An 18833-nucleotide genomic window follows, 5' to 3' on the forward strand; every position below is an offset into this window, starting at 1 on the left:
TTAGCCGCCGCGAGCACCTCGCGGCAGCCATTTCCAGCATTACGGGCGCACCTCTCCTGCATTCGTCAGTAAATGTCGGCGCGCCATCCACAGATTTGACAGCGCGAATAAAGTCACCAGTTGCGCCGTGTTTTTGACCAGGCCACGGAAGCGCGTCTTCACATAACCGAACTGACGCTTGATCACCCGAAACGGATGCTCGACCTTGGCTCGCACTTGGGCCTTGGCCTTCTCGATTTTGCGCTTGGCTTTGTACAGCGCGCTGCGCTTACCGAGTTTCTTGTAAGTGCTACGCCGTGCTGCAACCTGCCAGATCACTTGACGGCCCTCATGCTCGGGGCGCTTCTCGACACCGGTATATCCGGCATCGGCCCCCACCATGTTTTCCTCGCCGTGCAGCAGCTTATCGACCTGGGTGACATCCGCCACGTTGGCGGCAGTACCCACCACGCTGTGCACCAAGCCAGACTCGTCATCCACCCCGATGTGCGCCTTCATGCCGAAGTAATACTGATTGCCTTTCTTGGTTGAGTGCATCTCAGGGTCACGCTTACCGTTCTTGTTCTTGGTTGAACTCGGCGCGTTGATCAGCGTGGCATCGACGATGGTGCCTTGGCGCAGCGACAAACCACGGTCACCCAGGTAGCCATTGATCACGGCCAGGATGCCGGCAGCCAGTTCGTGTTTTTCCAGCAAGCGGCGGAAGTTGAGGATGGTGGTTTCGTCAGGAATGCGCTCCAGAGTCAGCCCGGCAAACTGGCGTAGGATGGTGGTCTCGTACAGCGCCTCTTCCATCGCCGGATCGCTGTAACCGAACCAGTTTTGCATCAGATGCACTCGCAGCATCGCCATCAGCGGATAGGACGGTCGGCCGCCTTCACCCTTTGGATAATGCGGCTCGATCAAAGCGATCAACCCTTTCCATGGCACTACCCGATCCATCTCGATCAGGAACAATTCTTTGCGGGTCTGCTTGCGCTTGCCGGCGTACTCGGCGTCGGCGAAGGTCATCTGCTTCATCGGAAAACTCGGCGGGTGGAGTGCGGATATTTTGCCAAAATCAGGAAGTCTTTTTCAGACCATCCTTGACGACTTGAGCGGGCTGATTCGGTGCGCCTGGCTGGTCATCGAAGAAGCCGAATTCGTCATCCTCTGGCACGCTGGTGCTGGCAGCGCTGTGCTGATCAGGCGGAGCTATAGTGCTTTGTGATTCGGCAGGGCTGGCATCGAAAAGCCCGTAGGCATCCTCTATCGCTGAAGGCTGAGGAGGCTGGGTAGAGGACTCGCTGTCGATCAGTGCTTGCAAGCGCGTGGCCGTGGCCGCAACTGGAATGCTAGGGTCGGCGCTGGCGTGTTTGTGGCAGGCAAGCAACTGGCCTAAAACGTCGCGTGATTGCAGGAACACATCAACCATCTCAACGCGCAGAGCAATTTTGCCGCCCCGTATTTTGTCCAGCAGTGTTTCAAGAACATGGGTAACGGCCGTCAGGTCGTCAAAACCAAACATGCCGCTCGAGCCTTTGATCGAATGCGCGGCCCGGAAAATTCCATCCAGGGCTTCTCGATCAGGTGCGGCGATATCCAGTGTAAGTAGCAGGTGTTCAAGGTTAGCCAAGTGTTCCTCAGCTTCCTCGAAAAACACCTCCAGAAATTGCTCCATGCCAGCATTAATAATGATCTGCCTGCGCGTCACTGCGTTCTAGGGGAGCACCTTTTGGGTCACTTCCAGCAGTTTTGGCGGATCAAAAGGCTTTACCAGCCAGCCTGTTGCGCCGGCGGCGCGGCCTTGTTGCTTCATGGTGTCGCTGGACTCAGTCGTGAGCATCAGCACGGGAATGGTGCGGTAGTTGGGTAGCCCACGCAGGCTTTTTATCAGCGTCAGGCCATCCATGTTGGGCATGTTTTGGTCGGTAAACACCAGTTGGTAGGCCTTGCGCTGGGCCTTGCCCAGCCCATCTTTGCCGTCTACCGCTTCGTCAACCTCATAGCCAGCGGAACGCAAGGTAAAGGCCAGCATCTGCCGGATTGAGGCAGAATCATCGACTATCAGGATGTTTTTACTCATAGGGTCCTTCCTCTTCGCACACTGGTTAATAGGCCTGTGCCCGGTTGCGGCGGGTTGTGACCGCGGCCGGGGTGTCAGGGTGAGTCTGAGAGCTGCCACCCCAGCGTAGTTCTGCTTTGACACTATTACCTGGCGGATAAAATTCCAGGTGTTGGCACAGGTTGCGTACCAGCTCTAGACCGCGGCCGTGGTAGTGCTCGGTTTGATTGGATGTGGGTAGTGTGGGCAAGAGACTGGTGTCGAAACCGTTGCCGCTGTCGGTGATTTGCACCGTCAGGTTGTTGCCCTGCGGGAGGCCATGCTGGCAGATATCAATGTTGATCTCCGCGTCGGTCAGTGCCGCTAGGCGCTGGCCGCGGGTTGCAAAGTACGCCTCGAAACCCTCGGGTTGGTTTTTCAAACTAGAGTCGAGGGTTAGGATGCCGTGGTCCAAGGCGTTGGTTAGCAGTTCATTGAGAATCAATGACAGCACCCCTTGCCGGTCTGGCTCTAAGCCTAGGGTGCTGCACAAGCTGGTGACCCATGGCACTAAGTCCATGCGCCGCAATTGCGTCGCACTGAGGGTGAGCTGTACACGCCAGTCCTCTGCTAGTTCAGGGGGGGCGGTGGGGGAATGAGGTGCGATGGTGTCGTCTGCTGTGCATTCGAGTAGCAAGCAAGACAGGTCGTCATGGGGGGCATTCGCCTAGGTGCGCCTGGAGTGCGGCCTGCAATCCCTCTAGCAGGTTTGCATCGCTTGACTGTTCAAGGTTGCGCTCAAGGTGCTCGTAACCGAACAGTTCACCTCGTACATTTTCTGCCTCGACCAAACCGTCTGAGTAAAGCAGCAGACGCTGCCCAGGGCGGACTGTCATGCTCTCGCACTCGCTGTCGAATTCGTTGTCACTGGCGACACCGAGTGGAAGGTTGAGTGATTTAAAACGGCGAATGACCTGCCCTTGATCATTTAATAGTAAGGCAGGCGGAATTCCGCCGTTCCATACCGTTAGCACGTTTTCGCGTGGGGAAAAAACCGCGATCAGAGCCGCAACGAAGCGGTCGGTGGGTGAGTAGGCGCGGTTGCAGCGGTTCATCTCACGGGCGATGCTGTTGAGGTTAAAGCCTTTGCCCGCCATGGAGTAGAAGGTTTGTGTCAGAGGGATCAGCGTTAATGCCGCAGGCAGGCCATGGCCGGTCGCATCCGCAAGCATCACATAGATATCGCCATTGTTGGCCGGGCATGCCAGCAACAGGTCGCCGGAGATGTCGGCGGCGGGGTGTAGCAGGTAGCTGACATTAGGGCGGTCGAGCAGGTCGCGGCGCATCAGCCTGTTCATCAGAAAGCTGCTGATGCGTCGTTCTTCGGCTTCGGCATAGTGGTAATGCAGCAACTGCTGGTGTTGTTCGGCGACTCGCTGCTGTAAGGAGGCAATGCGCTGGAATGAGTTGATTTTGGCGGCGAGTAAGCCGAAGTTGACAGGCTTGGCGAGAAAATCGTCGCAGCCGGCGTTGAGCGACGATACCTGATCGTCGGTTTGGTCCATGCTAGAGAGCATGATGATCGGCCGCCAGCCGCTGTTCTTTTGTAACTCGCGAAGTGCCACTGTGGTAGCAATACCATCCATGCCGGGCATGAGTTGGTCGACCAGTACTAGGTCGAATTGTTCTTTCTGGTACTGCTCGATAGCTTGCATCCCATCGGCAACTGGCGTGCATTGGTGCCCCAAGGAGCGGATGAGTGCCTTGAGCATCATCCGCAGCGTAGGGTCATCATCAACGCTGAGTATCTTCAATGGCTGCATGGTCTGGCTCAGCTGATTTTGAATAGTTTGGGATGGTCTGAAGTAGCCATGTATTTCTGGCTGACTTCAGCCCCGCCGATTTTGAAAGCGGCAAATCGATCAAAAACGATCAGATTACCCATTCATTTCTGTGTTTTTAGCCGCCGCGAGTAGCTCGCGGCAGCCATTTCCCGCATTACAGGCGCACCTCTCCTGCATTGGTCAGTAAATGTCGGCGTGCCATCCACAGGTTCGACAGCGCGAACAGCGTCACCAGTTGCGCCGTGTTCTTGGCCAAGCCACGGAAGCGTGTCTTTACATAACTGAACTGACGCTTGATCACCCGGAACGGGTGCTCAACCTTGGCGCGCACCTGGGCCTTGGCCTTCTCGATCTTGCGTTTGGCTTTGTACAGCGGGCTGCTCTTACCCAGCTTCTTATAGGTGCTGCGGCGGGCAGCAACCTGCCAGATCACCTCGCGCCCATCATGTTCGGGGCGCTTTTCGACGCCGGTATAACCCGCATCGGCGCACACCACGTTTTCCTCGTCGTGCAGCAACTTGTCGACCTGAGTGACATCCGCCACGTTGGCCGCCGTGCCTACCACGCTGTGTACCAGCCCCGACTCGTCATCCACGCCAATGTGCGCCTTCATGCCGAAGTAGTATTGGTTGCCCTTCTTGGCCTGGTGCATCTCTGGGTCGCGTTTGCCGTCCTTGTTCTTGGTCGAACTCGGCGCATTGATCAGCGTGGCATCGACGATGGTGCCTTGGCGCAACGACAGGCCACGGTCGCCAAGATAGCCATTGATGACGGCCAGGATGCCGGCAGCCAACTCATGTTTCTCCAGCAGACGACGGAAGTTGAGGATGGTGGTTTCGTCGGGGATACGTTCCAGACTCAGCCCGGCGAACTGCCGCAGGATAGTGGTCTCGTACAGCGCTTCTTCCATCGCCGGGTCGCTGTAGCCGAACCAGTTCTGCATCAGGTGCACACGTAGCATCGCCATCAGCGGATAGGCCGGCCGACCGCCTTCACCCTTGGGGTAATACGGTTCGATCAGTGCGATCAAACCCTTCCACGGCACCACCCGATCCATCTCGATCAGGAACAACTCTTTGCGGGTCTGCTTGCGTTTGCCGGCGTACTCGGCATCGGCGAAGGTCATTTGCTTCATCGGAAAACTCGGCGGGTGGCGTCCGGGCATTTTGCCAAAATCAGGAAGTCTTATTCAGAGTTTCCCTTGCTAAAATTGGCGATCTCTAGCACGTCCTTTGCTACGCCATGGAGGTTGCGTATTTCCACGGTTTTGTTTTGGGCCTGTGCCTTGTCGCGTAGTAGCAAGAGAATGCCTAGGGCGGCCGAGTCGATGTACTGCACTTCTTGCAGGTCGATCACCAGGCAGTGCACGGAGGATTTCGCCAGTTCCAGCTCATAAGCATCACGGAAGGCGCGATACGCATGAAAATCAAAACGTTTGTTAGGGCGAAGGATGGCAGTGCTCGCATCGCTCATAGCAATAATTCCTTTCCTTAGAAGAGGTCGATTTCTCCAGCGCTCATGGAGGACTGACTAACGGGGTTATGCAATGTTCTATCAAGTGGCTGATGGCTCTGCCGGTTGGAGGATTTGTCCTCGTCCAGCCCTTCGAGGCTCACCGAAAAGTGTTCGAGCTTGTCTGAGTGCTTACGTATCTGCGTCAGCAACTGGCTGCTCAGGTCCTGGAACTGTAAGGCGGTGATGGCTGTATTTACGTCGTTATGCACCGCCTGGGAAACCTGTTGTAGTTCTTCCACTGCGAGTACGGTTTTGCCGTTCATCAGCGCTAAGTCGCTGAGCATTTCGTTGACCTGTTTCTTTGACGTCATGGCGAAGCTCATGTCCTTGGCTGCCAGCCGGCTGACGGCAGCGTCGGCTTGCTGCAGCTCTTCGTGTACGACTCTAATGTGGGTACGAATAGCGTCAGAGAACACAGTGGAGCGGGTGGATAGTGCGCGCACTTCGTCAGCCACCACGGCGAAACCGCGGCCCGCTTCGCCTGCACGTGCAGCCTCTATGGCCGCGTTGAGTGCGAGCAGGTTGGTTTGCTTGGCGATGGCGTCCATATCTGCCGTGGATTTCACGACGTCGCCGATTTTATGGGTGATGCGGTCGATGCGGTCGATGCGGTCGACCAGTTCCATCGAGGTGCGACTGGTTTCAATGATGGACTCGACGAACAGGCTGAGGGTTTCCTGAGTGGTGCTGGTGAACTGTTGGAAAGTGATGCTGCTGTCTTCAGCGTCAGTACCGCTGTAGCGATCAGTCAAGGTTCCGGCGATGCAGAGTTGTCGCTCTATCAGGCTGTTGAGGCTGCTGAAGCTGTGGGTCAGCCTATCGATGGCCGTGCTCAGCAGCCCGTCGATTTGCACGCTGTGCTGGTTAATTTGCTGGGCATGCAGAGCCACGGATTGGCGCAGAGGCTCGATTCCCCTGTCGGTATCAGAATCGGTTGGGCAATTAGTCTGGGCGGCTTGATCGGGTTCGCGGCGTGCTAGATAGAACAGGCTGCCCAGGCTTGCAAGGCAGCCTAGAGCCAACACTGGCATGGGCGTTAGGCCGATCAGTAGAAGTATCAGGCTAAGCAGCCACGGGAATAGCAGTAGGCCGCTGAGTTGCAGCTTAGTAGGGCCGGATGTGTTGGTGCTGAGCATCGTACATCCCTGTATGTGGGTGCAGAGCACCGATCCATTTCAGTGCAGAGCACATTGTTATCCATCTCTTTATTAAACCTTAGGGGTCGAGTTGTTATTGTCAAGGCGGTGGCCGCAGTCGCGAGGTATCGAAACTGGTGAGTTGGCTGGCTAGGCAGATGTAGTGTGCGACTCGTTATTTAGGCCTGCAGGCTTATCTGTGCGCTTTTTGTCGCCTGCGGCAAAACACCACGCTTGGCCGGTGGTTAATGGGTGGTGATACTGTCGCCCGTTATCCACCCGGTTGTTGGCATTGAAGGTGTTATGAAGCTTAAAACCCTGTTCCTGGTTGTATTGGTGCTGGCTGTGAGTGGCTGCGGCGGTGTCGATCCCAATTCGCCACAAGGCCAACGTCAGAGCATTTTCAAGCAGATGCTCAAGGTCAGCGAAGACCTCGGTGGCATGCTGCGCGGGCGGCTGGCATTCAAGGAACAGGCATTTATTGAGGGTGCGGCCAAACTCGATCAACTGACCCGTACGCCCTGGCAGCACTTCTCGCAGGTGCGTGAAGACGGTGAGGAGAGCCGCGCCAAGGATGACGTCTGGCAGCGCCAGGCGCGTTTTCAGGAGTTGGCCCAGGCTATGGAAGCCAGCACCGCGGCGTTGATGGCCGCCACGACTGCGCAACCGTTAACGCCTGAGGCGTTAACAACGCCGATGCAGCGTGTTGAGGACAGCTGCAAGGCTTGTCATGAAGAGTTTCGCGCCTTCTGATGATCACTCAGAACCCCGCGATCTGCGCCTCGCGCAGTTGTGCGCGCAAGGCCTGTACTTCCGGGTGTTGAAAGAAGGCGCGCAATTGCTCCGCGCGCTGCGGGCCGATGCCGGGTTGGCGTTGCCAGTCGGCTACGCTGCGTTGCGCCAGGGTCTCCCAGTCGGCGTCCAGCGCCAGATTGCCATTGTCTGGCAGGCCGAGCGCGCGTAGCCAGTCCTGCATGGGGCGTTCGCGGGCCAGACGAAAACTCTGTTGCAGTGCGGCGGAGCTGCGTGGGCCGAGGCCGGGAACGCTGCTGAGCTGTTCGTTTGAGAGGTGCAGCCAGTCGAGCAGGCTGTCGAGTTGTTGCGCGTGCAGCAGTTTTTCCCAGGTGCCGGGGCCCACGCCCGGCAATGCCAGGCCCTATTTGCCGCTGAGCCATGCCAGGCGTGCGCGGAACTGGCTGGCGCAGGCTGGTGTGGCACGCCAGCAGCTTAGTGGGTGGTAGGCCGCAGGGTCAGGCACCTGCAGGGCGGCGCGTTGTTGGGTGCGCCAGAGCACGCTGTCCAGCGCGGGAATGGTCAGGCCGGAGAGGCGGATCACCACCTGGTCACCCGGGCGGATGTCCAAGGCTTGCCAGCGTTGCAGCGAGCCTGCGCTGACATACTCGATGCGTCGATCATCCAGCTTTAGCGGTTGTACGCGCAGCACCGGGGTGATGCGACCGCTGCGGCCGATGCGAAAGTCCACCGCTTGTACCACGGCCAAGGCCTGGTTCACCGGGTATTTCCAGGCCACGGCCCAGTGCGGCGGTTCGGCTTGCCAGCGCGCCGCCGCCGGACGTTGCCCTTGGCGCAGAACCACGCCATCGGTGGCAAAGGGCAGGGGGCTGTTGTACCAGCGTTCGCGCCAATTGGCGGCTTGTTCCAGGTTGCGGATCGGCTGACTGAAGTGCTGGCTGTCGGCAAAGCCCAACTCCGCCAGCTGCTGCAGGCGCTGAGGCATCAGTGCTGGGCCATCGGGCCAATCCCAGACAAACAGGCCAATGCTCGCGCCTTCCTCGGTGCTTAGCATCTGCCGGTTCATCAGGCCGGCCACCTTGCTGCGTGCGCCGAGGCCGCCGGATGTGTGCTGGATATGACCCGGTAAACGCCAGTACAGCTCGCCCTGCAGAACCAGGCTGAGCGGCTTGGGCAGTCGTGCGGGAAGCGCCGGCAGGTGGCGCGCGTGGGCGCTCCAGTCCTGGCCGATGCGACCGTCGCCGCGACTGATCAGCTGCTGCAATTGGCCGTCGCGGTAGACCAGGCTGACGGCAACCCCGTCGACCTTGGGCTGAATCCACAAATCTTCACGATTGGCGATCCAGGCGCCTGCGGCGTGGCTATCGGTCAACTTGCGCAATCCGGTATGGGCGGCTGGATGGTGATAACGGCCGTTGCTGGTGCTGAGTGGATCGCTCGTGGCGACTGCGGTTTCAGGGAAGCAGGCCCGCCAGCGCTGCAGGTTGGCGCTGGCCTGGTCATAGAGTTCGTCCGCCACAAGTGATTGGCCTTGACGATGGTAGGCATCGTCCCAGGCCGCCAGTTGCTGGCTCAGTGCAGCGATTTCCAGTTCCGCGCGTTGCCCCGGCCAGTCCGGGCAGAGGGCGGCCCAAGTGTTGAAGGTTAAGGCTGTGAGTAACAGCGCGAGAGCGGCTTTCATGCTGAGCATCCTTGCTCGGGAGCGGTTTATCCAGCGTAGCAGCTATGCTTGATGGATCAGCCTTAGCGAGTGTTTGGGGGTGGTTTTCGTTATGCCAATGGGTTTGCAGCGGTTTAGTCGGGTGTGTTTATGCATCTGTGCCATGGGTTTTGCGCCTTTTGGCGTGGTGCGTGCCGCTGATGATGTGGTGTCGCCGTGGCGGTTTGTGCACAACGCACCGGAGACGGAGGGTGACCAGCGTTATGCCTATCACTGGCGTGTATTGCGTGCGGCGCTGGAGGTGACTCGCAACAAGTATGGCGACTATCGGCTTGAGCCCGGCCCGCCGATGAGCGAGAAGCTGCAGGTGGTTGAGATGCAGCGCGCGCATGGTGGACTCAATACCCTGGTGCTGGATGCCACGCAGACTCTGGAGCAGGCCCTGCAACCGGTGAAAATTCCGGTCGATAAGGGGTTGCTCGGTTATCGGGTCTTTCTGATTCAGGCCGAGGATCAGCCGCGTTTTGCCGGTGTGCGGTCACTTGAACAGCTTCGCCAGCTGCGCTTTGGCCAGCAGCGTGAATGGTCCGATGTGGCGGTGTACCAGGCGGCTGGTCTACCGGTGGTCATTGGCAGCAGCTATGAAGGCCTGTTCCATATGCTGATGCTGCGGCGTTTCGATGCCTTTGGTCGGGGTGTCAGTGAGGTTGGTGGTGAGCTGGCACATTGGCGCAAGCAATACCCGCAGATGGCCATCGAACGCGAGCTGCTGCTGTATTACCCGTTGCCGGTGTACTTCTGGTTTGCCCGCACCGATGAGGGACGGTTGCGCGCGCAGCGTGTCGAGGAGGGCATGCTTGCGCTGATTGCCGATGGCACCCTGGATCGGCTGTTTACCGAGGAATATGCGACCACCATCCAGCAGCTTGGTCTGGATCGTCGGCGCACATTGAGAATTGCCAATCCCCATCTCTCCTCGAACCATCCTTTCGACAAGGCCACCTATTGGTTTACGCCGATGCCCTAGTGTGGAGAACCGAGAGTTGAGCGCAATAAAAAAACCGCCGTAGCGGGTTTTTTATGCAACCAAGGCTGGGCTTACAGGCCGGCGGCAGCGCGCAGGTCGGCGACCTTGTCGGCCTTTTCCCAGGTGAAGGTGCTGAAGGTGTCGTCACCGACAGTCTTCTGCTGCGGGGTACGGCCGAAGTGGCCGTAGGCTGCGGTTTCCTGGTACATCGGGTGCAGCAGGTCGAGCATCTTGGTGATGGCGTACGGACGCAGGTCGAACACTTCGCGCACCAGCTTGATGATCTTGTCTTCGGCGATCTTGTGGGTGCCGAAGGTGTTGATCGAGATCGAGGTTGGCAGGGCCACGCCGATGGCGTAGGACACCTGGATCTCGCAGCGGTCGGCCAGGCCGGCAGCAACGATGTTCTTCGCCACGTAACGACCGGCGTAGGCCGCCGAGCGGTCAACCTTGGATGGATCCTTGCCGGAGAACGCGCCACCGCCGTGACGGGCCATGCCGCCGTAGCTGTCGACGATGATCTTGCGCCCGGTCAGGCCGCAGTCGCCCACCGGCCCGCCGATCACGAAGTTGCCGGTTGGGTTGATATGGAACTGGGTGTCCTTGTGCAGCAGTTCGGCTGGCAGGGCGTGCTTGATGATCAGCTCCATCACGCCTTCACGCAGATCGCTCAGCGACACTTCCGGGTTGTGCTGAGTGGACAGCACCACGGCGTCGATGCCGACCACCTTGCCGTTTTCGTACTGGCAGGTGACCTGGCTCTTGGCGTCCGGGCGCAGCCACGGCAGCAGGCCGGACTTGCGCGCTTCGGCCTGGCGCTGCACCAGCGCGTGGGAGAAGCGGATCGGTGCGGGCATCAGCACGTCGGTTTCGTTGCTGGCGTAGCCGAACATCAGGCCCTGGTCGCCGGCACCCTGATCTTCCGGCTTGGCGCGGTCGACGCCCTGGTTGATGTCCGGGGACTGCTTGCCAATGATGTTCATCACGCCACAGGTGGCACCGTCGAAGCCGACGTCGGAGCTGGTGTAGCCGATGTCGCAGATCACGTCACGGACGATCTGCTCCAGGTCAACCCAGGCGCTGGTGGTGACTTCGCCGGCGACGATGGCCACACCGGTCTTGACTAGGGTTTCAACGGCCACGCGGGCGTGTTTGTCCTGGGTAATGATGGCGTCCAGCACCGCGTCGGAAATCTGGTCGGCGATTTTGTCGGGATGGCCTTCGGAGACGGACTCGGAGGTAAAGAGGGAGTATTCGCTCATCGTGCGGGTTCCTGTTGGTGACCGGTAATTGCAGCCCGGAGGCCATGAGTTATTGAGGGTTTGGCGAAGTGCCGCACCTGAATCTGGAAGCCGTTGCGCAAGCCCACATAGAGGCTTTCGCAGGTGTTGAGACCGGCCGCGCTGGCCCAGCTCTGGTTGTGGCTGCACAGTTCGGTGATCAGCAGGCTACCGCCGGGTTTCACGCGTTGCGCCAGCTGCTTGAGCGCCTCGGCCGGGACGGCGAAGTGGTGCAGCACCATGTTCAGCACCAGGCAGTCGGCGGCTGGGTAGTCGTCCTGCAGGGCGTCGGCCAGTTGCAACTGAACATTGTGCAGACTCTCCTCGGTGCAGCGTTGACGGGCCAGTTCAAGCATCGCCGCGCTGTTATCCAGTGCTAGCACCTGCTGGAAGCGCTGCGCCAATTCCGGGAGAAAGCCACCATCGCCAGGGCCGATCTCCACCGCGCAGGCTGCGTCGACAAACTCCAGAGAGTCGAGCAGGGCCAGCACACTGTCGCGGTATTGTGGCAGGCCGGCGATCAGATCCTGCTGAGCCTGGAAGCTCGCTGCCGTGCGGGCGAAGAATTCCTGGCTGGCGGCGGCGCGTTGGCCATGCACCTCGGCAATCCGTCCTTGCACCTCGGCCGGCAATTGCAGGCTGTCGATTTCTTCGAGCAGAGCATTGTGCAGGCGGCTGCCGAGCTGTTCGCTCTGCGCCAGGGCGCGGCGGTAGAAGATCGCATTGCCTTCGCGGCGGGTGACCACCAACCCTGCCTGGGCCAGCACCTTGAGGTGATGGCTGATGCCGGATTGACCGGTGGCGAAAATCTGTGCCAGCTCCAGGACGCCGAACGAATCGTTGGCCAGGGCGCGCAGAATGTTCAGGCGCAGCGCATCACCACTGGCCTTGCACAGGGCAGCGAGGGCATCGACAGGCTCGAAGGCCAGATGGGCGGCGCGCATATTCATAGGCTGGGCAGTCTAGTCGGTCACTTTTTATCCAGCAAGGGATGGTCTGAAGTAGCCCTGTATTTCCGGTCAACTTCAGCCTCCGCTGATTTTGAAAGCGGAAAACTGATCAAAAACGATCAAGTCATCCGCTCATTTCGGTGTTTCTGGCCGCCGCGAGCACCTCGCAGCGGTCATTTCCCACATTACAGGCGCACCTCTCCTGCATTCGTCAGCAAATGTCGACGGGCCATCCACAGGTTCGACAGGGCGAACAGCGTTACCAGTTGTGCGGTGTTTTTGGCCAGGCCACGGAAACGCGTCTTCACATAACCGAACTGACGCTTGATCACCCGGAACGGGTGCTCGACCTTGGCGCGAACTTGCGCCTTGGCCTTCTCGATCTTGCGCTTGGCTTTGTACAGCGCGCTGCGCTTACTCAACGTGTTGTACGTACTGCGGCGGGCTGCGATCTGCCAGATCACTTCACGGCCTTCATGTTCTGGCCGCTTCTCTACGCCGGTGTAACCCGCGTCGGCACCCACCATGTTTTCTTTGCCGTGTAGCAGCTTGTCGACCTGAGTAACGTCTGCAACATTGGCTGCCGTGCCGACCACGCTATGCACTAAACCCGACTCGTCATCGACGCCGATGTGCGCCTTCATGCCGAAGTAATACTGGTTTCCCTTCTTGGTCTGGTGCATTTCCGGGTCACGCTTACCGTCCTTGTTCTTGGTCGAACTCGGCGCATTGATCAGCGTGGCATCGACGATGGTGCCTTGGCGCAATGACAAACCGCGGTCACCCAAATAGCCATTGATGACGGCCAAGATGCCCGCAGCCAGTTCGTGTTTCTCCAGCAATCGGCGGAAGTTGAGGATGGTGGTTTCGTCGGGAATGCGCTCCAGGCTCAGACCCGCAAACTGGCGCAGGATGGTGGTCTCGTACAGAGCCTCCTCCATCGCCGGGTCGCTGTAGCCGAACCAGTTCTGCATCAAATGAACCCGTAACATCGCCATCAGCGGATAGGCTGGACGTCCGCCTTCACCCTTGGGGTAATGCGGTTCGATCAAGGCAATCAAACCCTTCCACGGCACAACCTGATCCATCTCGATCAGGAACAGCTCTTTGCGGGTTTGCTTGCGCTTGCCGGCGTACTCGGCGTCGGCGAAGGTCATCTGCTTCATCGGAAAACTCGGCGGGTGGAGTTCAGGTATTTTGCCAAATTCAGGAAGTCTTCTTCAGGGTTTCCTTAGTGCCTGTTCGACCTGTTCCAGCAGTGCGTTCGCTGAGGGACTCAGGCTGTGTTCGCGGCGCCAGATGGCATGCAGATCGCGGCTGATCTGTAAGTCGCGGACGGGCAGATGGCACAGCTGTCCGCTGCGCAACTCCTCCTGCACCGCCAGTCCGGAAATCCAGGCCACGGTCTGGCCGGCCAGCAGGCTGCGTTTCAGCGCCTCACTGTTGCCCAGGGCCATGGCGATACGCGGTTGCAGGCCGAGTGCCTGGTAAGCCTGCTCCAGGGTGGCGCGGGTGCCGGACCCCTGTTCACGGATCAGCAGGGCGGCGTCGGCCAGCTCAACCGGGCTGACGCTCGCCTGCTTGGCCAGCGGATGCTTGGGGCTGGCGACGGGCAGCAACGCATCCGTGCCCAGGTGGCGGTGATTGAACTGCTCCGCGGTGAATGGCCCTTCGATAAAGGCCAGGGTGATGGCGTTGTCTTCCAGTTGTTGCAGGCAGGCTGCGGTGTTGTCGATCTGCAGGCTCAGCTGCAGGTCGGGGTACTGCTGATGAAAGGCCGCGATCAGCGTTGGCAGCAGGTAGCTGCCGAGGGTGGCGCTGGCGCCCAGGTGCAACTCGCCGCAGCCGAGGTTGGCGAAGGCTTGCAGGTCGCGCTCGGCGGCCTGCTCCAGGGCAAAGATGCGCTCGGCATAGGGCAGCAGGCGTTGCCCGGCGGCGGTCAGGGTGACGCCACGGCTTTGTCGGTCGAACAGTGGCAAGCGCAGGCGGGCTTCCAGCTCGCGTATCTCGCGGGTCACCGCCGGCTGACTGATAAACAGGCGGGCGGCTCCCGCGCTGATGCTGCCGGTCTGGGCGATGGCGAGAAAGACCTTGAGGTGGTGCAGGTTCATAAATAGAAGGTATGCCTTGTATCTTTTATATGTATTTTACCTATAGCACGCGTCTGCCTAATCTCCCAGTCATGGATCGCCAGTAGCGATTGTCTGTGAGGAATGCCGTGATGTTGCGCCCCTTTACCCGTTTGCATGAGCCGCTGGCTTTTGTTCGTCAATTCACCCCCAGCTGGTTTGCCATGACCATGGGCACCGGCGTGCTGGCTCAGGTGGTGGCCAAGTTGCCGCTGTCTTTCCCGGGGCAGATGCTGCTGGCCGAAGGCCTGTGGTGGCTTACGGTGTTGCTGTTTGGTCTGTTCAGTGTGCTGTTTGCCGCGCGCCTGCTGCTGTTTCGCGACACTCTGTGGCCGATGCTCGATCACCCGGTGCAGTCGATGTTTCTCGGCGCGATCCCCATGGGGCTGGTGCAGGTGATCAACGGCTTGCTGCTGTTTGTCGTGCCGCTGCATGGCGCCGCCCTCGTGACGCTGGCTCATGGCTTGTGGTGGCTGGCGCTGGTCTTGGCCCTGGGCGCTGCGCTTGGCGTGCCCTATTTGATGTTCACCCGGCAGAAGCATGTGCTGGAAACCCTGACCGGGGTCTGGCTGCTGCCGATTGTCGCACCCGAAGTGGTGGCCAGCGGCGCGGCGGCACTGGCACCGCACCTAGCGGCGGAGCCGGCGCAATTGCTGCTCAGTCTGGGCTATGTGTTGTGGGGCTTGTCGCTGAGCCTGGCATTTGCCCTGATCGCTCTGGTGCTGCTGCGCTTGGCTCTGCACAAGTTGCCGGATATGGATTTTGCTGCCAGCAGCTGGTTGCCACTGGGGCCGCTGGCCACCGGTTGCCTGGGCTTGATCAACCTGGGGCAGGCGGCGCCGCAGGCCTGGCAGGGGACGGCCTTGCAGGGTGCGGCCGAGATGGCGCAGCAGCTGGGCCTGGTCGGTGGGTTGGCGCTGTGGGGTGCAGGGCTGTGGTGGCTGGTGGCGGCCAGTCTGTTTACCCAGCACTACCTGCGCCGTGAGCTGCCCTTTAACCTGGGCTGGTGGGGGTTCACCTTCCCGCTGGGGGTGTTCACCCTGGCCACCGTTGCCCTGCAGCAGATGACCGGCCTGGCTTTCTTCACCTGGGTGGGCCTGCTGCTGGCAGCCAAGCTGGTGCTGGTCTGGGTGCTGGTGATGCGCCGTACGCTGCACGGTTTGTGGCACGGTGAGCTGTTTCGCGCCCCCTGTCTGGCCACGCAAGCATCGATTTGAGGCGGCTGGCCGGGGGGCTAATCGCTGATTGTCTGGGGTTAACGACCATCTGTGATTGCCCCCATGGCGCCGCTGGGCGAAAATAGCCGCCTTTTTCGACCCTCAGTTGCCCAAGCAGCCCCCGCAGGAGATTCAGTGATGCCCAGCCGTCGTGAGCGAGCCAATGCCATTCGTGCCCTCAGCATGGATGCCGTGCAGAAAGCCAACAGCGGCCACCCCGGTGCCCCGATGGGCATGGCGGATATCGCCGAAGTGCTGTGGCGTGACTTCCTTAAGCACAACCCGAGCAACCCGAACTTCGCCGACCGTGACCGCTTTGTGCTGTCCAACGGCCACGGCTCGATGTTGATCTACTCGCTACTGCACCTGACCGGCTACGACCTGGGCATCGAAGACCTGAAAAACTTCCGCCAGCTGCACAGCCGCACCCCGGGGCACCCGGAATACGGCTACACCCCAGGCGTGGAAACCACCACTGGCCCGCTGGGTCAGGGTATTGCCAATGCCGTCGGTTTCGCCATTGCCGAGAAGGTACTGGGCGCGCAGTTTAACCGTGACGGCCACCAGATCGTTGGCCACTTCACCTACGCCTTCCTCGGCGACGGCTGCATGATGGAAGGCATCAGCCACGAAGTCTGCTCCTTGGCCGGCACCCTGGGCCTGGGCAAGCTGGTGGCGTTCTATGACGACAACGGCATCTCCATCGACGGCGAAGTCGAAGGCTGGTTCACCGACGACACCCCGGCGCGTTTCGAAGCCTACGGCTGGCAGGTGATCCGCAATGTCGACGGCCACGACGCCGACGAAATCAAGATGGCCATCGAGACCGCACGCAAGACCAGCGACCGTCCGACCCTGATCTGCTGCAAGACCACTATCGGCTTCGGTTCGCCGAACAAGCAGGGCAAGGAAGAGTGCCACGGCGCACCGCTGGGCAACGATGAAATCGCCCTGACCCGCGCCACCCTGGGCTGGAACCATGGCCCGTTCGAAATCCCGGCGGATATCTACGCCGAGTGGGATGCCAAACAAGCCGGTGCCGCTGCCGAAGCGGCCTGGAACGACAAGTTCGCTGCTTACGCCGCCGCCTACCCGGAGCTGGCCAGCGAGTTCAAACGCCGTATCAGCGGTGAGCTGCCGGCTGATTTCGCCGAGAAAGCCGCTGCCTATATCAAGGACGTCGCCGAGAAGGGCGAAACCATTGCCAGCCGCAAGGCCAGCCAGAACACCCTGAATGCCTTTGGCCCATTGCTGCCGGAATTCCTCGGTGGCTCGGCGGACCTGGCCGGCTCCAACCTGACCCTGTGGAAAGGCTGCAAGGGTGTGTCGGCAGACGACGCGTCTGGCAACTACATGTTCTACGGCGTGCGCGAGTTCGGCATGAGCTCGATCATGAACGGCGTGGCCCTGCACGGTGGCTTCGTGCCCTACGGCGCGACCTTCCTGATCTTTATGGAATACGCGCGCAACGCGGTGCGCATGTCGGCGCTGATGAAACAGCGTGTGCTCTATGTGTTCACCCACGACTCCATTGGTCTGGGCGAAGACGGCCCGACTCACCAGCCAATCGAGCAGCTGGCCAGCCTGCGCGGCACGCCGAACCTCGACACCTGGCGCCCATGCGACGCCGTTGAGTCTGCCGTGGCGTGGAAATACGCCATTGAGCGCAACGACGGCCCGAGCGCGCTGATCTTCAGTCGGCAGAACCTGCCGCACCAGAGCCGCGATGCTCAGCAGCTGGCGGATGTCGCCCGCGGTGGTTATGTGCTGAAAGACTGCGCCGGCGAGCCGGAGCTGATCCTGATCGCCACCGGTTCGGAAGTCGGTCTGGCCATGCAGGCGGCGGCCAAGCTGGAAGAGCAGGGCCGCAAGGTGCGCGTCGTGTCGATGCCATCGACCAGCGTGTTCGACCAGCAGGACGCCGGCTACAAGCAGGCCGTACTGCCGCTGCAGGTCAGCGCGCGTATCGCCATCGAAGCCTCGCATGCCGACTACTGGTACAAGTACGTGGGTCTGGAGGGTCGCATCATCGGCATGACCACCTTCGGTGAGTCGGCCCCGGCGCCGGCGCTGTTCGAGGAGTTCGGCTTTACCGTCGAAAACATCCTGGAAACCGCCGCCGAGCTGCTCGACGCCTGAGTGAGAACGACGCAGTAGGGTGGATGACGCTCTTTTCATCCACCGTCACCCAGGCGGTGGATCGATAAAGCGCGATCCTCCCTACGGCTCATCCGAGACCTCCTATGTCCAAGCGCCCCTATCGAATTGCCCTCAACGGTTACGGCCGTATTGGCCGCTGCGTGCTGCGCGCGTTGCATGAGCGCGGTGCGGGAGCGCAGTTGGAAATCGTCGCGCTGAATGATCTTGCCGAACAGGCCAGCATCGAATACCTGACCCGTTTCGACTCCACTCATGGGCGTTTCCCCGGTGAGGTGAAGGTCGACGGCGATTGCCTGCATATCAACGGCGACTGCGTAAAAGTACTGCGTCAGGCCAGCCCGGAAGCCATCGACTGGGCAGCGCTGGATATCGACCTGCTGCTCGAATGCTCCGGTCAATACACCAGCCGCAGCGAAGCGCAGCGCTTTATTGAGGCTGGCGCGCCGCGCGTGCTGCTGTCACAACCGATGGCCAGTGAAGCCGATATCGACGCCACGGTGGTCTACGGGGTCAATCAGGATTGCCTGAGCGGCGCCGAGCTACTGGTGTCCAACGCCTCCTGCACCACCAACTGCGGCGTACCGCTGCTCAAGCTGCTGAATGAGACGGTGGGCATCGACTATGTGTCGATCACCACCATCCACTCGGCGATGAACGACCAGCCGGTAATCGACGCCTACCACCACGAAGACCTGCGCCGCACGCGCTCGGCCTTTCAGTCGGTGATTCCGGTGTCTACTGGCCTGGCCCGTGGTGTCGAGCGCCTGCTGCCGGAACTCAGCGGGCGTATCCAGGCCAAAGCCATTCGTGTGCCGACGGTGAATGTCTCGTGCTTGGACATCACCCTGCAGACCGCGCGTGACACCTCCACCGAGGAGATCAACCGCGTGTTGCGCCAGGCCGCGGAAAGCGGCCCGCTCAAGGGCTTGCTGGCCTACACCGAACTGCCGCACGCCAGTTGCGACTTCAACCATGACCCGCACTCGGCCATCGTCGATGGCAGCCAGACCCGCGTCTCCGGGCCGCGTCTGGTCAACCTGCTGGCCTGGTTCGACAACGAGTGGGGGTTTGCCAACCGCATGCTCGATGTCGCCGAACACTTTCTCTCCCTGACTACTCCAGCCCCCGTGAAGGACTGA

At 60.3% G+C, this 18833-nt stretch carries 17 protein-coding genes and 1 pseudogene; 5 read left to right on the forward strand and 13 right to left on the reverse strand.

Annotated elements, in window-relative coordinates:
- Positions 1-39: 39 nt before the first annotated feature.
- The 8 genes from BLW24_RS11175 to BLW24_RS26490 all read right to left on the reverse strand — a co-directional run bounded on the left by BLW24_RS11175 (position 40) and on the right by BLW24_RS26490 (position 6518).
- Positions 40-1020 carry an IS5 family transposase gene (locus BLW24_RS11175; RefSeq protein WP_090375326.1) on the reverse strand — a complete coding sequence of 327 codons (981 nt, stop codon included), beginning with the start codon at positions 1018-1020 and terminating at the stop codon, positions 40-42.
- 40 nt (positions 1021-1060) lie between these two features.
- Positions 1061-1660, reverse strand: coding sequence for an Hpt domain-containing protein (locus BLW24_RS11180; protein WP_244161144.1), 600 nt, complete (start codon positions 1658-1660; stop codon positions 1061-1063).
- Positions 1661-1699: 39 nt separating this feature from the next.
- Complete coding sequence (locus tag BLW24_RS11185; protein WP_090380456.1) at positions 1700-2065, reverse strand: response regulator; 366 nt, start codon at positions 2063-2065, stop codon at positions 1700-1702.
- A gap of 25 nt (positions 2066-2090) precedes the next feature.
- Positions 2091-2603 carry an ATP-binding protein gene (locus BLW24_RS11190; RefSeq protein ID WP_090380459.1) on the reverse strand — a complete coding sequence of 171 codons (513 nt, stop codon included), beginning with the start codon at positions 2601-2603 and terminating at the stop codon, positions 2091-2093.
- Positions 2604-2733: 130 nt separating this feature from the next.
- Complete coding sequence (locus BLW24_RS11195) at positions 2734-3846, reverse strand: PP2C family protein-serine/threonine phosphatase (protein WP_090380462.1); 1113 nt, start codon at positions 3844-3846, stop codon at positions 2734-2736.
- A 175-nt stretch (positions 3847-4021) separates the two neighbouring features.
- A complete protein-coding gene (locus BLW24_RS11200; protein WP_090380465.1) occupies positions 4022-5002 on the reverse strand; it encodes an IS5 family transposase in 981 nt (326 codons plus the stop codon).
- A gap of 50 nt (positions 5003-5052) precedes the next feature.
- A complete protein-coding gene (locus BLW24_RS11205) occupies positions 5053-5340 on the reverse strand; it encodes an STAS domain-containing protein (RefSeq protein WP_090380471.1) in 288 nt (95 codons plus the stop codon).
- Positions 5341-5357: 17 nt separating this feature from the next.
- Positions 5358-6518: a methyl-accepting chemotaxis protein gene (locus BLW24_RS26490; RefSeq protein ID WP_090380474.1), complete on the reverse strand. Its 1161-nt coding sequence runs from the start codon at positions 6516-6518 to the stop codon at positions 5358-5360.
- Between the two features lie 303 nt (positions 6519-6821).
- Here BLW24_RS26490 and BLW24_RS11215 point away from each other — a divergent pair, with 303 nt between their 5' ends.
- Positions 6822-7271: a c-type cytochrome gene (locus tag BLW24_RS11215; protein WP_090380477.1), complete on the forward strand. Its 450-nt coding sequence runs from the start codon at positions 6822-6824 to the stop codon at positions 7269-7271.
- A gap of 7 nt (positions 7272-7278) precedes the next feature.
- On the opposite strand, the pseudogene ligB reads toward BLW24_RS11215, so the two are convergent.
- Positions 7279-8961: pseudogene (gene ligB, locus BLW24_RS11220) on the reverse strand (NAD-dependent DNA ligase LigB).
- A 133-nt stretch (positions 8962-9094) separates the two neighbouring features.
- Between ligB and BLW24_RS11225 the strand changes: the two are divergent.
- Positions 9095-9958: an ABC transporter substrate-binding protein gene (locus BLW24_RS11225; protein ID WP_208600169.1), complete on the forward strand. Its 864-nt coding sequence runs from the start codon at positions 9095-9097 to the stop codon at positions 9956-9958.
- A gap of 71 nt (positions 9959-10029) precedes the next feature.
- Here BLW24_RS11225 and metK read toward each other — a convergent pair whose 3' ends face one another.
- The 4 genes from metK to BLW24_RS11245 form a co-directional block, all read right to left on the reverse strand.
- Positions 10030-11220, reverse strand: a complete 1191-nt coding sequence (gene metK, locus BLW24_RS11230) for a methionine adenosyltransferase (protein ID WP_090380482.1) — start codon at positions 11218-11220, stop codon at positions 10030-10032.
- Complete coding sequence (locus tag BLW24_RS11235; RefSeq protein ID WP_090380485.1) at positions 11217-12188, reverse strand: ArsR/SmtB family transcription factor; 972 nt, start codon at positions 12186-12188, stop codon at positions 11217-11219. The genes metK and BLW24_RS11235 overlap by 4 nt, the downstream gene beginning before the upstream one ends.
- 185 nt (positions 12189-12373) lie before the next feature.
- Entirely contained in the window at positions 12374-13354 is a 981-nt protein-coding gene (locus BLW24_RS11240; protein WP_090375775.1) for an IS5 family transposase, read from the reverse strand.
- A gap of 54 nt (positions 13355-13408) precedes the next feature.
- A complete protein-coding gene (locus tag BLW24_RS11245) occupies positions 13409-14299 on the reverse strand; it encodes a LysR family transcriptional regulator (RefSeq protein WP_090380488.1) in 891 nt (296 codons plus the stop codon).
- A 110-nt stretch (positions 14300-14409) separates the two neighbouring features.
- Between BLW24_RS11245 and BLW24_RS11250 the strand changes: the two genes are divergently transcribed.
- The 3 genes from BLW24_RS11250 (at position 14410) to epd (ending at position 18833) form a co-directional block, all read left to right on the forward strand.
- On the forward strand, positions 14410-15534 hold the full coding sequence (locus tag BLW24_RS11250) for a TDT family transporter (RefSeq protein ID WP_090380491.1): 1125 nt from the start codon (positions 14410-14412) through the stop codon (positions 15532-15534).
- A gap of 138 nt (positions 15535-15672) precedes the next feature.
- A complete protein-coding gene (gene tkt / locus BLW24_RS11255) occupies positions 15673-17673 on the forward strand; it encodes a transketolase (protein ID WP_090380494.1) in 2001 nt (666 codons plus the stop codon).
- A 104-nt stretch (positions 17674-17777) separates the two neighbouring features.
- Positions 17778-18833 carry an erythrose-4-phosphate dehydrogenase gene (gene epd, locus BLW24_RS11260; RefSeq protein ID WP_090380497.1) on the forward strand — a complete coding sequence of 352 codons (1056 nt, stop codon included), beginning with the start codon at positions 17778-17780 and terminating at the stop codon, positions 18831-18833.

Origin of the sequence: Pseudomonas anguilliseptica (assembly GCF_900105355.1) — a bacterium.
GTDB lineage: Bacteria > Pseudomonadota > Gammaproteobacteria > Pseudomonadales > Pseudomonadaceae > Aquipseudomonas > Aquipseudomonas anguilliseptica.